This window comes from Nostoc sp. NZL, from assembly GCF_015714705.1.
GTDB classification, from domain to species: Bacteria; Cyanobacteriota; Cyanobacteriia; order Cyanobacteriales; family Nostocaceae; genus Nostoc; species Nostoc foliaceum_A.
In genome coordinates, this window is sequence record NZ_WBKL01000070.1 from 61,073 (window position 1) to 75,820 (window position 14,748).

17 protein-coding genes are annotated in these 14,748 nt (G+C 43.0%); 4 read left to right on the top strand and 13 right to left on the bottom strand.

Annotation, left to right across the window (positions count from 1 at the left end):
- Positions 1–120 precede the first annotated feature (120 nt).
- The gene (locus tag F8R90_RS10255) at positions 121–345 is read left to right on the top strand and encodes a hypothetical protein (protein ID WP_196510657.1); all 225 of its coding nucleotides are present in this window, start codon (positions 121–123) and stop codon (positions 343–345) included.
- Positions 346–360: 15 nt separating this feature from the next.
- Here the strand turns inward: F8R90_RS10255 and F8R90_RS10260 are convergent, their stop codons facing one another.
- Positions 361–795, bottom strand: a complete 435-nt coding sequence (locus tag F8R90_RS10260; RefSeq protein ID WP_196510658.1) for a hypothetical protein — start codon at positions 793–795, stop codon at positions 361–363.
- 113 nt (positions 796–908) lie between these two features.
- Between F8R90_RS10260 and F8R90_RS10265 the strand changes: the two genes are divergently transcribed.
- A complete protein-coding gene (locus tag F8R90_RS10265; RefSeq protein WP_196510659.1) occupies positions 909–2,759 on the top strand; it encodes a S8 family peptidase in 1,851 nt (616 codons plus the stop codon).
- An 83-nt stretch (positions 2,760–2,842) separates the two neighbouring features.
- Positions 2,843–3,076 carry a hypothetical protein gene (locus F8R90_RS10270; protein WP_190893172.1) on the top strand — a complete coding sequence of 78 codons (234 nt, stop codon included), beginning with the start codon at positions 2,843–2,845 and terminating at the stop codon, positions 3,074–3,076.
- On the opposite strand, the gene F8R90_RS10275 is transcribed toward F8R90_RS10270, so the two are convergent.
- From F8R90_RS10275 to F8R90_RS10325, 11 genes are all read right to left on the bottom strand, one after another.
- Complete coding sequence (locus F8R90_RS10275) at positions 3,063–3,386, bottom strand: thioredoxin family protein (protein ID WP_190893174.1); 324 nt, start codon at positions 3,384–3,386, stop codon at positions 3,063–3,065. The two genes, F8R90_RS10270 and F8R90_RS10275, sit on opposite strands and share 14 nt — an antisense overlap.
- Positions 3,387–3,612: 226 nt before the next feature.
- Positions 3,613–4,275 carry a Na(+)/H(+) antiporter subunit B gene (locus F8R90_RS10280; RefSeq protein ID WP_196510660.1) on the bottom strand — a complete coding sequence of 221 codons (663 nt, stop codon included), beginning with the start codon at positions 4,273–4,275 and terminating at the stop codon, positions 3,613–3,615.
- Positions 4,272–4,832 (bottom strand): DUF4040 domain-containing protein, encoded by a 561-nt coding sequence (locus F8R90_RS10285; protein WP_196510661.1) that lies wholly within the window; start codon positions 4,830–4,832, stop codon positions 4,272–4,274. The genes F8R90_RS10280 and F8R90_RS10285 overlap by 4 nt, the downstream gene beginning before the upstream one ends.
- Positions 4,825–5,103 (bottom strand): monovalent cation/H(+) antiporter subunit G, encoded by a 279-nt coding sequence (locus F8R90_RS10290; RefSeq protein WP_196510662.1) that lies wholly within the window; start codon positions 5,101–5,103, stop codon positions 4,825–4,827. Before F8R90_RS10290 ends, F8R90_RS10285 begins: the two co-directional genes overlap by 8 nt.
- Before the next feature lie 3 nt (positions 5,104–5,106).
- Complete coding sequence (locus F8R90_RS10295; RefSeq protein ID WP_181928936.1) at positions 5,107–5,373, bottom strand: hypothetical protein; 267 nt, start codon at positions 5,371–5,373, stop codon at positions 5,107–5,109.
- Entirely contained in the window at positions 5,370–5,759 is a 390-nt protein-coding gene (locus F8R90_RS10300) for a Na+/H+ antiporter subunit E (RefSeq protein ID WP_196510663.1), read from the bottom strand. The genes F8R90_RS10295 and F8R90_RS10300 overlap by 4 nt, the downstream gene beginning before the upstream one ends.
- The gene (locus tag F8R90_RS10305) at positions 5,744–7,183 is read right to left on the bottom strand and encodes a cation:proton antiporter (RefSeq protein ID WP_196510664.1); all 1,440 of its coding nucleotides are present in this window, start codon (positions 7,181–7,183) and stop codon (positions 5,744–5,746) included. Before F8R90_RS10305 ends, F8R90_RS10300 begins: the two co-directional genes overlap by 16 nt.
- Entirely contained in the window at positions 7,180–7,515 is a 336-nt protein-coding gene (locus F8R90_RS10310) for a cation:proton antiporter subunit C (protein ID WP_196510694.1), read from the bottom strand. The genes F8R90_RS10305 and F8R90_RS10310 overlap by 4 nt, the downstream gene beginning before the upstream one ends.
- Before the next feature lie 259 nt (positions 7,516–7,774).
- Positions 7,775–9,190: a cation:proton antiporter gene (locus F8R90_RS10315; protein WP_196510665.1), complete on the bottom strand. Its 1,416-nt coding sequence runs from the start codon at positions 9,188–9,190 to the stop codon at positions 7,775–7,777.
- 100 nt (positions 9,191–9,290) lie between these two features.
- Positions 9,291–10,988, bottom strand: coding sequence for a bicarbonate transporter BicA (gene bicA / locus F8R90_RS10320; protein ID WP_196510666.1), 1,698 nt, complete (start codon positions 10,986–10,988; stop codon positions 9,291–9,293).
- Positions 10,989–12,140: 1,152 nt separating this feature from the next.
- Positions 12,141–12,884, bottom strand: a complete 744-nt coding sequence (locus F8R90_RS10325; RefSeq protein WP_190893187.1) for a response regulator transcription factor — start codon at positions 12,882–12,884, stop codon at positions 12,141–12,143.
- Positions 12,885–13,041: 157 nt separating this feature from the next.
- Here F8R90_RS10325 and F8R90_RS10330 point away from each other — a divergent pair, with 157 nt between their 5' ends.
- A complete protein-coding gene (locus F8R90_RS10330) occupies positions 13,042–14,106 on the top strand; it encodes a YheT family hydrolase (protein WP_196510667.1) in 1,065 nt (354 codons plus the stop codon).
- Between the two features lie 94 nt (positions 14,107–14,200).
- On the opposite strand, the gene F8R90_RS10335 is transcribed toward F8R90_RS10330, so the two are convergent.
- Positions 14,201–14,368 carry a hypothetical protein gene (locus F8R90_RS10335; protein ID WP_181929464.1) on the bottom strand — a complete coding sequence of 56 codons (168 nt, stop codon included), beginning with the start codon at positions 14,366–14,368 and terminating at the stop codon, positions 14,201–14,203.
- Positions 14,369–14,748 lie beyond the last annotated feature (380 nt).

Sequence of the window (14,748 nt, forward strand, 5' to 3'; positions counted from 1 at the left end):
TTCTCTAAGAGAGGCTGCGCTAACGGAGAAGGTGTAGAGGAATAAATAGACAAAAAAGATTTAATCTTGAGCAACTAAATTCTTTGATAGCGTTCTCTACACCCTATCCCTGTCAAGGGGTTGCGTTCAAAAACTGGCATTAGTCTGGTAAAAGTACAAAAAAGGAGAATCACCAAAAAACAGACTTCACCGCCAGTGTTGCTCAACTTCACTACGCGATCGCTCTTAATTCATACTTTAACTGGTCTCGACGATCGCACAGCTAATGTGCTGATGACATCTTTGACTTTCCGCTATCTTCAATTAAATATTTTGATTATGATATCTACTGCCATAGATAATTAGCCAGACTTAATATAACTACTGATTCGCTTGCGATCGCAAGCTTTCTAAAGCCCCCTGCAAAAACTTACCCCATTCTGCTGCCAAAGGGATTTCTGTAAACGGAACTCGCACTGAACCACTAGATTCGGAAAATAGAAATTCTAACTCTATAGAACGACCTTTCTCCGGTATATTTTCTAAATCTACTTTTTTTTCATCTACTAAAAGATATATTTTTCTAACATCAAGCAAAGAGAATGTTTCTAGTTTAACAGGCCCTTTAGGTGTGGGTTTTCCCCAAGTTAAATTGTTGCCTTTTTGACCCAATACTGAATAAATATCGTACTTAGCCCGTTCAAATTGCTCTGCCCAAGCGCGATAGGCTTCAACTTTTTGATACTCCTTCGAGCCTTGCCAAGCCAACCAGAAAAACATTACTAATAGGGGCAACCACAAAAGACCACGTTCCATCGTTTAAAAAAGTCCTGAGTGAAACTTGTAACTAAAAGTGCAAAATCCACCACTAAAGGATGGAGATAAGTTATGGTAGTGAGCAAACTGGCAAAAAGCGGTGATGAGTTAATATGAGAAAGCTTATATTATTGTGCTTGTTTGTCATTGGGCTAGGATCTGCCATATTTGGTTTCCTGAATTTCCAGGGATTGGCAGCTAAAGGAGAGTTTGAGACGATTTTGCTTGATTTTCGGGAAGATATTCCATCAATTGTGGTGGAACAGAATTTGCAAGCGATCGCCAAACAATACAACGTTACACCCCAATTAGACAACAAGTTTTCCAAAAAAGATAATGTTTATATTGTCAAAGGCGATCGCCAGCGACTTCAAGAACTGAAAAAATCTCAGTTTGTCCAAGCTACAGAATTCATTGAACCCAATTATATCTATAGGAAGATTCCACAACCCGGTGAAGCAGCTTGGTTAGGTGAATTTTTAAGACCCCAAGATGATGATGAGACAAGCCCCTCATTAACTGGCCCCAATGATCAATATTACAGCAAGCAGTGGAACTTGCACAAAATCGGTATTGAAGGCGCATGGAGTCAAACCAAAGGCAGTGGCATTACAGTTGCAGTAATTGACACCGGGATTACTAAAGTTCGGGATTTGTATGAGACAAAATTCGTCAAAGGCTATGATTTTGTAAACGACCGAGAAGAAGCCAAAGACGATAATGGTCACGGTACCCATGTTGCCGGAACTATTGCCCAAGCCACAAATAATAAATATGGCGTAGCTGGAATTGCCTACGAAGCCAGTTTGATGCCCCTGAAGGTACTCAGTTCATATGGTGGCGGTACTGTTGCCGATATTGCCGAAGCAATTAAATTTGCTGCTGATAAAGGTGCAGATGTGATTAATATGAGCTTGGGTGGTAGCGGTGAAAGCAAGTTGATGAAAGAAGCGATCGACTATGCTCATAGAAAAGGCGTAGTTATCATTGCCGCAGCAGGAAATGAAAACGCCAATGGGGCAGGCTATCCAGCCCGCTATCCCAACGTAATCGGCGTTTCGGCAATTGGCCCAGATGGCGAAAGAGCACCCTATTCTAACTTTGGTGCTGGGGTAGATATCTCTGCTCCTGGTGGTAGTGAAGCTGGTAAGATTCTCCAAGAAACTATCGACGAAAAGGGCGAAGGGGTATTTCTGGGCTTCCAGGGTACAAGTATGGCTTCTCCCCACGTTGCTGGTGTTGCGGCATTAATCAAAGCTGCTGGCATCAAAGAACCAGATGAAGTTTTAAAAGTCCTCAAGCAATCGGCGCGAGTTATCCAAGATGATGGTTTGAACTATTATGGCGCTGGACAACTCAATGCAGAAGCAGCAGTCAAACTAGCCTTTGGAGGGCAAATCAGTTTTCCAGATTTCTTCCGCTGGTTAAGAGATAACGGCTATCTCAACCCCGGCTTTTGGATTGATGGTGGTGCAGTAGCACTGTTACCCAAGATTTTAATGGTAGTTGGTTCCTATCTGCTGGCTTGGTTTTTACGGGTTTACTTCCCCTTTGCTTGGAGTTGGTCTTTATCCAGTGGACTAATTGCCGGCAGTTCTGGGTTATTCTTCCTCAAGGGAATCTATATTTTTGATCTTCCTCAATGGCCTTTCCGGGTTTTGGGCAGTTCAATTCCCGAACTAGGCAATACCCTCCAGGGAACTGATGCGTTGAATCCCTTGTTTGCTAGCGTACTGATTCCCATTGTTTTAATGGCATTGCTGCTAGGACATCCTAGTTGGAAATGGTTTGCCATTGGTTCAACCTTAGGTGTAGCAGCATGCTTGACGGTGAGTGCGCTTTACGACCCAGCAGTTTGGGGTTTGGGAAGTGGTAACTTAGCACGCCTCTTCCTGATCGCGAATGCCATAATCTGTTATGGACTTGCTCGTTTAGCATTAAAAAACGAAGAAAAAACAGCATAAATGGGTAGTGGGGCATGGGGAATGAATTTTTATAACCCCTAACTCCCAACTCCCAACTCCCAACTCAGCACTCAGCACTGTTTATGAGCATTACAATTACAGGTACAATCCAACATCGTGATATTGGCACAGGCGCATGGGCGTTAGTCACAGAAGAGGGCGTTACTTACGAAATCCTCAGAGGGGCTGACAAAGACTTACTCAAAGCCGGACAAAAAGCAAAAGTTAAAGGACAGGTGCGTGAAGATATCATGACAACTGCCATGATTGGCCCTGCCCTAGAGGTCAAATCTTTTGAGGTAATTAGTTCTGATTAGCTGTGGAATCCAGAACCTCTTGAAGACGGGTTCTAAACTCCCCTTTGGGATGACCTCCTTTTACCTCACCCACAATCTGAAATTCCCCTTCTGGAGAATTGCAGATGATGTAAGTAGGCCATCCCATTTCTGATTTATCGGGATACTGGGTTAATAAAATCTTGCGATACTTACGGTAAGCAGCCGTATCCTGCATTTTTACATCGATAAATTCTAAACCCAGTTCTTCTGCCACCTTTTTGTCATAAAAAGACATTTTGTGACAGATGCCGCATTCTTCTGAAGAGAATTTAATTACAGCTAAACTCATGGGTTGGAGACTCTTTGCTTTTAGATAAAGTTTATTAACATAATGCCATGAAATACTACCATATAGAACTTAAGGCTGAAACCCTGATTTAATATTTTTTCTCTAAGGTTTTTTAGCAGGGATGCACTTTGGGACGAGATAATTTTAGAACGGTTATCAATTAATAGGAAGAAATGAAATGCGTTCCCCCTGAGGTAAGCGCAGAGGTACGCAGAGTCTTCCTCTCTCACAACAATCCCCGATAACGAATAAAAACTAAAATCACCGCCCACGAACCTAACGCGACTTTGACTGCAACTAAAATATTGAGCAAGGGGATAACGCCCCCACTGACAAGTGCGCCCAACTCACCATGCGGTAACTCTATTCCAGCCAGAGTTATAACTGCCAGTACAATGAAAACCAAAACCGAAACTTTCTCCCATGTAGCGGCGTGCCAGCGTTGGTAGATTCCTTGCATCCACTCCGGTGAAGAGGTAATTGCAATCAGACCGATCGCCGTTCCACCCGACACCCCGGCTGCAAAACCACCGCCCGGGCTGAGATGTCCCCGAATAGCTAGTTCGATACTTACCAACGAGGCAATGGTTGCACCCAGACGCGCCAGCACAATAGATGGTTGATCGGTGAAATGATAGATTGTGCAAGACGGTCTTTCATTTGCCAGCAGAAAACTAGCTCCCATGATCGCGATCGTAAATACCACTACCTCGAAGATAGTGTCATACAAACGATTCCTGAGAATGATCACTGTAACCGCATTGGGTATGCCACCATCTTTGACAATCGAATCTACGATAGAGAAATCTGGTATTTCTGGTGCTGAATTGGGCATGATCAGGAATTTGATGTACAGCGCTATGCCCGCCGCAATGTAGGCCCATTTCATCTATGCTCCTCCCTTGAATTTAGTGTATTTACATAGTCCAAGATTGTTTCTGGTGACGAAAGTTCGGTTTGCATGATGTCGTAGATGCGTTGGATTCTAGTTTTGGTGTGATAAGGTTGCTTTTCGTCTTGATCGCTTTGTTTCGGTCGGGCACAGATCGCATGGACTTCTTTTTCCATCAGCGCCCGGTGCAAAGACTGGGTATTCGTGTAGGTCACTAGTTCAAGACGCATATAGCGTTTGTCAAAAATTGTGCGGAACTCGTCCATCAGTTTCACAAAATGGTGATTGTCATCTGCCTCTTCTTTGAGTACGCCAAGACGCATCACCAGGGATGAGCGCACCGCGATCGCATTGAGAGTAATTGCCAGCATAGTACCCACTAAGGCTTCGGTCAAAGCAACATCCGGTGCCCCCAAAACCGTATATACCAATGCTGCGATCGCTCCCAAGATGCCGCGAATTACCAGCGCATGGTATGGATTGACTTGAAATACCAGCATACAAGCAGCCAGCGGCAGCAGGGCAATGATCACATATATATAGCTATCATTCATGGCTACCCTCGCTACTAGAACAGTAAGCCAACACATACCCCAGCACTGTATTCCAGATGGCCAAAGAGATGATGGCAAGGACGAGCAACGGCCATTCACTGGGTATCTTCAGGAGCAGCCCGACGATAATACTCATCGATCCGAGCGTATCTGCAACCGAAAGACTATGCAGTTTGAATAACACTGAGCGATCGCCAAGCAAGGGAAAGGTTCCCCAAAACCAAAAGAAGATTCCTAAACCTATGCAGGTATAACTAAGCACGTTAATCATATATTACTCATTTGCTAAATCATTCATTCTTTTGAGGACATGTGCCAACAACATCAATCCGGCATTGCCCACGCTCAAGATGATTACTCCGACAACACCAATCATCCAATCGTCGCGCAAGACAGATACAACCAGGATCATGATTGAACATTTGGTTGCAGCACTGGCAAATGCCAGCATTTTTTGCCAAATATCATCATCTTGCCATGCCTCATACATGGGGATGAGCAGTGTCAGAATCATTGCAATCAATGCCAGATTCAGGATCATGTCTTTTTCCTCTGTCGCACTCGATGGACTTCATACCAGCCTGCTTCGTGATATTTCAAAACAATGGTTTTTGGTGTAAAGGTGATCAAGAATATATCCAGGAATATCAGCCCTGGTGTCCGTCGTGGTTTGACTTGTTCCATCGTTATCTCTTCGTGGTTATGCGGGCGGAGGATGATTTCAAATGCCTCAATATACGCCTGCGGAATCGCCACTATAATCTCACCCAGCACACGTAGCCAATCTTTTAATGATTGCCTAGCTGTACGACCACCAGGTAATAGGAGTGCGATGCTTACGCCAATGATGATATTTGCCACACTGAAATCGGCAGTGAGCAAAAACCAGATAGTCAGTCGCAATATAAAATTTAGATGCCCAACCATGCAAATCCCTTCCAGAACAGCAGGATTAAAATCAGACTCATTACACCGATCAGATGATCAAATTCTTCAAGAACACGCGGTAGCTTGAGTATTGAGTGTTTAAAAATTAGCAAGTATGCTAACCATCCAACGCCGATGGTTGCGAGGGGTTTGATGATATTCGCAACGGTGTACGCCTCGTAATAGGCAATATTAGCTAGGAACAGCCCACCGATTAACAGAATCATAGCTGCCCAGAAACCAGGCTTTACATCGGCTTTTCCCCCACGCGGTAGAAATATAAATTTAGCAAAGGATATTGCTGTTCCGAGGGCTGCAATATTCATAGCGATCGCTTGCCAAGGCAGTAAATTCTTTGTTGTCAACACCTTCGCGCCAAAACCGGATAACAACGGGAACCCAGAGATCGAAAAGCTGGCTATCACCAAGGCGATCCAGATTGGGGTAGCGATCGGCTGATGTTGCAGTTCCTTGAAATTGCGACTCGGTAAAGCCCCGGCGATTAGAAAAAGCGCTGATTTGACCAGTCCGTGTGTCAGCGCATAAAAACCACCCACGGACGGCGCGGCGAGGATAAAGCCCAACTGCGAAACTGTGTGAAACGCCAGCATCCGCTTGGTATCTTTTTCAAAGACTGCATAGAAAACTCCCAAAAGCGCCGTGCCAACTCCGAAAATTCTTACTATTGGGTCAACCTCTTCCACCATCAGCGCACACCGCACTAATGGATAGACACCTGCTTTTACTACAACTCCCGACAGCATCGCCGATACTGGCGTTTCCGATTCAGAGTGAGTCAACGGCAACCATAATCCCGATACAAAAATTCCTCCTTTTGTCAAGAGTCCTAAAAAAATCAGGGCAAGCGCCTCTGGAGGTGCTACGCGCAAACCTGCAAAACTAAAGGAATGATCCGCCTGATAGACCAACACCGCACCAACCAGATAAAAAAGCATTGCCACGTTGCTGATAAACAGATAACGTAAGCCAACCCAAATCGAGCGGTCAGTTCGAGGATAGGCAATTAAGAGAAACGCGGCAATACCACTTACCTCTAACGCCACGTATAAACTGATTAAATCTGAACAAACAAACGCGGCATTGACACTACCATGCAAAATGATCAGTTGTGCGTAAAAAAAAGCTGTTTTATCGCTGTGCCAACAGTAGAGGATGACTGCTGCCGTCACCAGCGCATTAGTTAAGATAAAGTAGCCGCTTAATTGATCGACTGTTAAAATAACGCCAAAATTATCTAGTAACTGTAGTGTCAGTGGCGATTGAGTAACAAATAGCTGCAAGGCATATCCTGCGGAAGCCAAAGCTATAAACAGTGCAAGGTATTTGTCAAGCTTGGGGAGCAGATAAATGACGAACCCCACAAAAAATGGTAGTGCAATCCATGCGATAGTAATGCTATTCATGGCGTGTTATTTTTCTCGATTTCGTTGCTTTCCAAAGTCGGATTATCTCGTGCCAACTTCATAACGCCGACTAGCATTAACGCCTGAATCGAAAATCCGATCACAATCGCCGTCAATATAACCGCCTGCGGAACCGGATCGGCGTATCTAACATTTTTGACGTTGGAAACAATTGGTGTGAACAAGCCACCTCGTGATGCAATCAGCACGTAATAGGCGATAACCCCTGTACTCATGACATCCATAGAGATGATTTTCATCACAAGGTTCTTTTTAAGAATGATGCCGAAAAATCCGCACAATACTGTTGCGAATATGCACGCTTCTAACACGGGAATTGCCTGTTGGATAAAGTTTGAAAAAGAGGAAAAGGGGCAGGGGGCAGGGAGCAGGGGGGATAAAACAGGATTGGGATTCGATACAACTCTTGGAGAGGCTGCGCTCAGTGACCCCTGTAGCTTGCTTTCCCACAGGGGTACGAGAACCACTCGTGGATGGGGGACTCAAACCCGTATTTATCCCTTCATCCCACGGAAGGGGTCATTTCCCCCTGCTCCCTGCTCCCTGCCCCCTGCCTCTTCATTTGCGGCACTAGCCTATTAAATTGGCTTCTTCTAAAGATTCTTTTTCTGCTGGCGATTGTTTAAATGCAAACCGCAATAAAGGTGGTGCTAAGAAGGTTGTCAAAATCACCATAATAACGATCGCAGCTTGCAATGGTTTATCAAGAGTACCACTAGCTGCACCAATCGCGGCAAACACTAACCCAACTTCGCCACGGGGAATCATCCCCACACCAACCGCTAACCGATTAATTCCAGGTTGACCAAAAACCGACCAGCCTGTGACAACTTTACCGATAATTGCGATCGCAATTAAAAAGGTAGCAATAATTAATCCTTCTCGATTTCCTGGAACTAAAGGATTAAGAACTCCTAAATCAACTTTCGCGCCAACTGTCACAAAGAAAACTGGTACTAAGATATCAGCAACCGGTTTAACCTGCTCATCTAGCTCTTTGCGTTTATCCGTTTCATCCAAAACTAAGCCAGCCGCAAATGCGCCTAAGATAGCTTCTAAATGAATGGCACTACCCAAAAAAGCCATGAAAAAGGCAAAGATAAATGCTGGGATAATTAAGTTGCCTCGCGTTTGCAATTTATTAGCGATCGCAACAAAACTCTGATTGAAATATTTACCTAATAAAATCGAGCCGATGAGAAAGACTGTAGCGCTGACAATCAGATAAATGACGTTGAAAATATCAACCTCGCCAGTTTTGGCAAGACTCGCCACTACTGCCAACACGATGATACCTAAAATGTCATCAATGACAGCAGCACCGACAATAATCTGGCCTTCACGAGATTTTAACTGGCCAATTTCTGACAAAACTTTTGAGGTAATCCCAATACTAGTAGCTGTCAGCGCTGCACCTGCAAAAATTGCCGGAATTACTGGCGCATTAAACAATAAAATCAGCCCTGCTGTCCCAGCCGCAAAAGGAACAGCTACCCCAACACAAGCAACAACTGTTGCTTGATAACCGACTTTCTGTAATTCTTTTAAGTCTGATTCTAGACCAATTTCAAATAATAGAATGATCACACCTAGTTCGGCAAGCACAGAAACAACTTCGCTCTGGCTTTGAAAGATTGATGTGACTGCATCAGGACTGAGGTTGTTAATGAATTGCAGGATAGTCATGATAATGGAGTCGCTACCAGTTGCTCCACTGTCGGGAAACACTACCAAATGGAGAGCAGAAGCACCCACAAGCACCCCACCAACTAATTCTCCTAATACAGGGGGCAAGTCCATCATTCTAAATAATTCGCCACCAATTTTACTAGCCAGATAAATTACTACTAAACTTAGCAATACTCCAGTCAGCACAATAGGAGCATATTCCGCCTCGTTAGTTGTTGCTAGTAAAAAGGATGGTAAACCCGCAGGGAAAAAATTCAACCAGGCAAATGAATTAACTATTGGTTCTGAAATAATCATGTTTTCTATTTGTGTTGCTGATTAATTCCAAAATAATTCCTGCTTTCTAGTTCGTCACTCGTAATTAAACTACGAGTGACGAATTACGAATTACGAATTATTAATAGGTGTCAGTGTAGTTACTAACGCCAGAAGTATTAGCAGAAGTTGCATGAGGATTAACTAAAGCAACGGCTTGTTTAAGTGCATCTATACGATCTACAAACATGTGATGCTCTGGTACAAACCTCGAAATCCCAAACTTGTCTAAGCGCTTTTTGACTTTGCTGGTTGCACCAACAATTAACACATTACGACCTTGTTCACTAGCATCTTTGATAGCGTTTTCAATTGCCAAAGAAGCAGTCACACCCAACATTGGTACATCGGTCAAATCCATAATCAACACATCAGAGTCTGCCATTGCTGAATGTTCACGAGCGATCGCTTTGGATACTCCAAAAATCATCGGCCCGCTCAGGTAAAATAGCAGGACACGTCCATTAGCTAGATCAAGCCATTTTTTCTCTTCGTCATTCAAGACAATTGCATCATCGGCATCGCTAATTGTCTTCACTTCCTGAGATTGTAATTCAGAGAGGCGATCGATAGTTAAGATATTAGCAATAAACACTCCCACGCCAACGGCAACAATTAAGTCAACAAATACGGTTAAAAACAACACACCGTACATGATGATTGTGCCTTTCAGCGACACCTTATGAGCGCGTTTCAAGAAGCTCCAGTCCAGAATGTCAACCCCGACCTTCAGAGCAATACCAGCCAACACTGCCATTGGGATAGGTTGAGTGATACTCGCAGCCCACAAAACTACAACTAACAAAATTAATGCGCGAGTTAAACCAGAGACAGCTGTTCTAGCACCAGTTTGGATATTAACTACCGTTCCCATCGTGGCACCAGCACCAGGTAGCCCACCACACAAGCCAGATACTAAGTTACCGATACCTTGACCAATCAATTCTTTGTCAGATTTGTGTTCAGTGCGGGTCAAACTATCTGCAATTACTGCCGTTAGTAGAGTATCAATACAACCCAACATCCCCAACATTGCCCCATCAACAATCATGATTGTCATTTGGGATGCAGTGAAGGTAGGCATTTGTAATGTGGGCAGTCCTACAGGAATTTCCCCAATTCGTCTGATATCCGTACCGCCGAAGATGGTTAAAGAAACTATAGTTCCGATAATTAATGCTACTAGCTGCGGAGGAGCAAAGCGCTTGATTTTGGATGGCATGAAGAAAATAATTGCCAGCGTCAGCAAGCCCAAAGCTGTTTCAGCAGGATTAATCTGAGTCAATAACTGAGGCAGATTTTGCACCATCCCCAGTACGCCACCTTTAGGATTTGGCTGTCCGACAAAAGGAGCAATCTGCAAAATAATCAGAATAACGCCAATCCCAGACATAAACCCAGAAATCACGCTGTAAGGCATGAGGGTAATGTATTTACCCAACTTAAATATCCCAAAGAAGATTTGAAATATTCCCGCTAGCATGACTACGGTAAATGCCATTGCCAAGCCGTTTTCGGGGTTAGCTGCGGTCATGGAGCCGACAATTGCAGTCATGACTACGGTCATTGGCCCGGTTGGCTCAGAAATTAGAGTTGGTGTACCACCAAATAAGGCTGCGAAAAAACCGACGCAAACTGCACCATAAAGACCGGCTACAGGCCCAGCACCGGAAGCAACACCGAATGCTAGTGCTAGAGGCAACGAAACGATCGCAGCAGTTAAACCACCGAATAAATCGCCTCGTAAGTTTCTAAAATGGATAGTATTAGTCAATGACATACTGGATTTTTGGTTTTGGTTACAAAAACAGCAAAATAAATTTGGGTTGTAAAAATTGCCAGCTACTTTGAGTAAGTTTTATGTTGTCTTGCCATGAAAAATTAGGCTAAGAAAACTTTAATTCTTTGCAAAGCAACAGACTATAGTGCCTTTCCATATGGCAATTTGCTGAATACAAATCCCCAATAGATAAGGCTTAGGTCAAAGACAGTTCAAAATTTGACTGGAAAAACTTACATAAATTGCAAGTTTTATTGATTGCCAAGTTTAATGAGATTAACAATAGCTTACAGTGTTATCTGTCAATTTTGCTTATTCACAACCCTAAAGATTAAATAAATATTAAATTGCTTTCATAGATAAAAGGCTATACTTGTTGACTGACTTTGATTGCAATAATCAATAAAATATGTAAATTTTATATTAATTTTTATTTCAAAAGCTTTTTGACCACAATATACAAGTAAAAAGTAAGCTAATTACTATTCAAATTCCCTATAAATATGGGTAAAACCCTTACTCATAAAAGGATTTATCTTGAATGGTGATTAGCTTAATCAAGTTCCAAATTTAGGTTGAGAAAGTTAGTAGCAGCAGAGAAAACAGACGCAGAGTATATATTTGTAATAGTCATTGAGTGAATTAGATAAATAAATACGCCAGAATCCAGGAGTCACCACGAGGTTTCTTTTTTGGGGTGTGACTATTACTATGTAGCTTGTTAATTCCTTGAAATCCTTTATCAGAAAGAATTCAGAAGTTAGAATTGGGCATGAATTGGAGTCTGAATGGCGGATAGAGACACGAGAAAGCAAGTCCGCGAACGTCTGAATCAAGAGCGTTTTGTACCCCCACTAAATCTGCATATTTAGTGTTCAACTACCTGCCCGCCTGCGATCGCTTACTATATCCCTATCTTAAAACCCTATTCTCTCATCACTTTTTGTCATTAATTTTAGACTGTTGAGAATAGACCCTAGTTTAAAACCCTTAAAATAATTTTCCTGTCGATTACTTTTGTAGAGACGTTGCATTGCAACATCTCTACACACCAGTAAATTCCACAAATAACCTTAACTAAACGGTAAGGAATAAGAGTTTCTGGAGTTATTGCCTAAGTCATGGCAAAGTTTAAGGGAATTTAGCGTGATTTTATTCAACCAGTGTTGTGGAAACTCCCTCACTTGCTGGAGGGATACCGGGTAACTCAAGACAGTATCCAGCACCATACACTGTTTTGATATAGCGGGGGTGGCGGGGATCTGGTTCTAGCTTGGTTCTCAAGTGGCGAATATGGACTCGAATCGTTTCAATGTCGTCATCAGGATCGTAGCCCCAAACTTCTCTGAGGATTTCGCTGGGAGAAACTGTTTGACCGTGGCGTTGTAGTAAGCAGTGAAGTAGCTCAAATTCCAAGTGAGTCAATTTCACCGTCTCATTGAACCATATTGCCTCAAATCTCTCGGGAACTAGGGTAAGTGAGCCATAGTTCAAAATTTCACTATGCTTTGCTGCTTGGGGAATGCGGTCAGTACGCCGCAAAAGTGCCCGCACCCGCGCCAGCAGTTCTTCAACTTCAAAAGGCTTGGTGAGGTAGTCATCTGCGCCAGCATTGAAGCCTTCCACCTTGTCCTGAGTTTGGCTCAAAGCCGTCAACATTAACACGGGAATCTCAGAGGTGCGATCGTCACGGCGCAGGCGTTGGCAAACGGTGAACCCATCTACTCTGGGCAACATTAAATCGAGCATGATCAAGTCTGGTTGTAGCTGGAGAGCCAGCGCTTGACCTTTGATGCCGTCTTCAGCTTGACTAACATCGTAGCCAGCCATTTCCAAGTTGACGGCAACTAGTTCTGAAATCGCTGGGTCATCGTCTATGACAAGAATCCTCGGCATTCTTAAAAAATTATTACTACTTATTAAGGATAATTAACAACCTTTGATAGATACAAAGATTTTTGAATCGATTATGAAAAAGGTTTTAAATCTTACATAAATATTAAGATTAAATGACTGTGAAATCAAGACTCAATTACACGAAATCTTATAGTCTATGATGTGTTATGCTCCCCCCTACAATCCGTCTTGGTTTTTACAAAACGGTGTGATAATGACTGTATACACCGCTCTGTGGGGAAAACGTCACTGGCAAAGTACTATTCAAGACCCAGAACCGTCTTATCACGAGAAAATCTTTGTTGGTGGCCAAGGTGTGCCAATTTTTGGCTTGGTTGCCATCCCGGAAAATGCTCATAGCACGATTATCGGTACTTATGGCATTACTGGAGAGTTAAAAACGGAATGGTTTTTGAGAGTACTAGGGCGTAAAGCCTATGCTCAAGGATACGCTGTGGTGTTATTTGATTGGCGGGCCCACGGGAAAACTGCCGAATTATCGCCGACTCTGACTTCTGATGGTTTGTATGAGGGGGAAGATTTTGTTCGCATCGCCGCCGCTGCTAAGGCAATGGGATGCCCGGGGAAATTTTGGTTTACAGGTTTTTCTTTGGGTGGGCAATTGGCGCTATGGGCGGTGAAGGTGGCTGGTGAGGTGATTAGGGAGTATGAAGATTTGGGATTAGAAGATAGCGATATTGGCGGTGGTATGGTGATTTGTCCGAGTTTGGATTCGGAGCGATCGCTATCTTATCTAGTTACAAAGCCCTTCGGCAGATATTTAGAAGCAGGGATTGCCCAAAATTTAAAAAAACTGGCATGGCGGATTCATGATGCTCATCCTGGAAGCATTGACCCAGAAGCGATTGAACGGGCAAACAGTATTTGGGGTTTTGATAATGAACTGGTAATTAACCGACTAGGTTTTTCTTCTGTGGAAGCATATTACCAAGCTAGTAGTGCTTTACAAATATTGCCGCAAATCTCGAAACCGACTTTGATTTTATACGCTGCTGATGACCCACTTTTTGACCCAGCCATCATACCAGAATTAGAAGAAGCCTGCGATCGCAATTCTGCAATAGATTTGTTACTTACTCAATACGGCGGGCATGTTGGCTATTTGAGTAGCAAAGAGTGCCAGCGGCAAGTAAACGATTCTGATCTTTGGTGGGCATGGAATCGGGTTTTACAATGGTTAGAGCAACAACGAACAGAGTAGTAGGCAAGATAATATTCTAGTTGTAGGATCACTCGACAGATGGAGTCGTATTGCTTGGAAGCCCAAAATAGAGAGGATGGCATTGACCCAAAAGCTACCACAATATCATTGGTAAACCAGCAATAACAGAAGCAATACCTGTCCAAAGAGTAAAACGCGCAATATCTAACTCATCCAAAGCAACGCTCATTTGCCTAATTGCTAATAGCAGCGCTGCTAGTAGCAGTATAAAGAAGGCAAAGTACTCCAAATTTATAATCATTCATCCTCACTATGTTCTACAAAAAAGTAGTTGTAATAGGTTTTTAACAAGCTTTGGCAAGGTTTTTTTGTTCCAGATTTAACATTTTCTGAGAAAAACTATTTATTACTGAAGAGATATCTACTTCAGAACACTTGCAGACATTGTTCGTAGTTCCTTTGAGTAAAACTGTAATAGCTAATGTTGTAGCCAAAATAAAATTTGCGATTCTCTGTCAAGAGTTTTAAAGTATTCTCTCTCAGGGGATTTAACGTGGAGTTGAGGAGCGTATATCTTGAGTAATAATACCAATTTGAAAAAAGAATGTGACAAATAGACCATCTGTAGAGACGCGATTCATCGCGTCTTTACCCAAGGATGTGTTGCAATCATTAATTGAA